1 protein-coding gene is annotated in these 1710 nt (G+C 39.5%); it reads right to left on the bottom strand.

Going from position 1 to position 1710, the window contains the following annotated elements:
* Positions 1–42: 42 nt before the first annotated feature.
* Positions 43–1467 (bottom strand): AAA-like domain-containing protein, encoded by a 1425-nt coding sequence (locus PX636_RS15475; protein ID WP_288117739.1) that lies wholly within the window; start codon positions 1465–1467, stop codon positions 43–45.
* Positions 1468–1710 lie beyond the last annotated feature (243 nt).

Genomic DNA, 1710 nt, shown 5'->3' on the forward strand with positions numbered 1-1710 from the left:
AACAGGATTTAGTATCACTCCCTCATAATGACATTCGATAAACTACATAGCATAGCGACTTTTTTCGGAAGTATCAAAGTGAGCAAGCGTAATTTTTTGGGCGAGGATAGAAGTTTTTTGAGGCAAAAAAACAGAACGTTGCCGGAAATATTGGCCAAAATATTGACGGTAGAGAGGACAACTGACTCTGCAAAACTTACCTTGTCGGTGAATTAGTCCGAGACTTTCTAGGTGAAAAGCCGCCATTAAATCAATTTCTATGTCTTTTTCCGCCATCACCACCTTAGCAAAGATAGCCGCTAAATTGCCTTTTAAGTATTGTAGATGCCAAAGTAAACGTTTAAGATGGTCTGCAAAAATATTACTTTCCTCCTCGATAGAAGTAGCTAGAATGGTTTCTAGGGTACAATTACTCCGAGCAAGATGATAGCAAGCAAGACGAGTTAAATAGGGATTACCCCCTAGAAATATCCGTAATTTTTCGGAGTCAAAATTCTGATCTAATCCCTGTCTTTGACTTAATTCTCGTACTTGTGCGCTGGTAAAATTAGGCAATTCGATCGGTAAACCAAGACTAAAAGGAGATTGATAGGTATCTGAGGTTTTATCAACCTCCTGTGCAGGGGAATAGGCAACAATTAAACGTAATTTTTGCCAGAGGGGTTTGTTTTTGCCTTCCTCGTGCCAGAGGTGGAGAATACTAAAAAATTCTTCCCTTAGCTGTGGATAGGATAAAAGATATTCAAGATCATCAAAGGCAAGCACTAAAGGGCGATCGAGATGGGAGAGAATATGCTTTTCTAGATAGATTTTACAGTTAATTTTACGCCCTAAGAATTCATCCCAATCCTGTGGGAGATGATTTTCTAAATCTAACTGGCGACTAATACTAACGCAAAGCCAACGCAGCCAGTGATTTAAATCTTGAAAAATTGAGCTTTCTGCTAACCGAAAACTGAAATAAAGTGTATGGTATTGCTGTTGTTGTGCATAATTAATAATTCTAGTCATCAGGGAAGTTTTTCCCATTTTTCTGGCCGCGTTAATCCGGATAAGACTACCCCCGCGCAATATCTCTTGATAACAAGTCTGTTCTAGATTGTTTCTGTTGATATAAAAGGGGGAATCGAGGGGGACTTGTCCCTCTGGTAATTCAGGCAATAGTTGAGGATTAATACTATTAGTTTCTGGTAGGTTAGGACGATAATAATCGCTATTTTCTAAAGTTAAATTAAAGGCTTGAAAACAATGTTTCAGGGTTTGTTTATCCACTCCCGATTCACAAGCAAATACCTTCATCAGAGTATCTACCCCTAAAAGAGTTTTCTCGCTGAGGACTTCTAGGGTGAAACGATGACCGCAATTATCCCGATATTCCGCTTCTTGTTTGGCAGTAAGTAATTTTTCTAGTCCCGTGGGGGTGAGGATAACCCCGCGTCTGCGGCGCTGTTTTTCCAGTTTTTCCATGATAGTTTTTCCCTGTCCTGAACTCAAACTCTGCACCTCTAGTAGAGGTTTCGAGTTTCCTATAGACTTCTCCTCAACAGGGAAACAATCGATTCCGTAATTTTACTGGTTTAGCCATCGAGAACCTAGGAAAAATGGCTCTTCGGGAATTGTTATGCAAATAATTAACTTAAAATAAAATTCGATGAGAGCAACTACGCTCAAAAGTAGCTGAAATCCATACAGGGAAAGACTTAAGGCACA

It is taken from the genome of Microcystis sp. M53598_WE2, from assembly GCF_030067735.1.
GTDB lineage: Bacteria > Cyanobacteriota > Cyanobacteriia > Cyanobacteriales > Microcystaceae > Microcystis > Microcystis aeruginosa.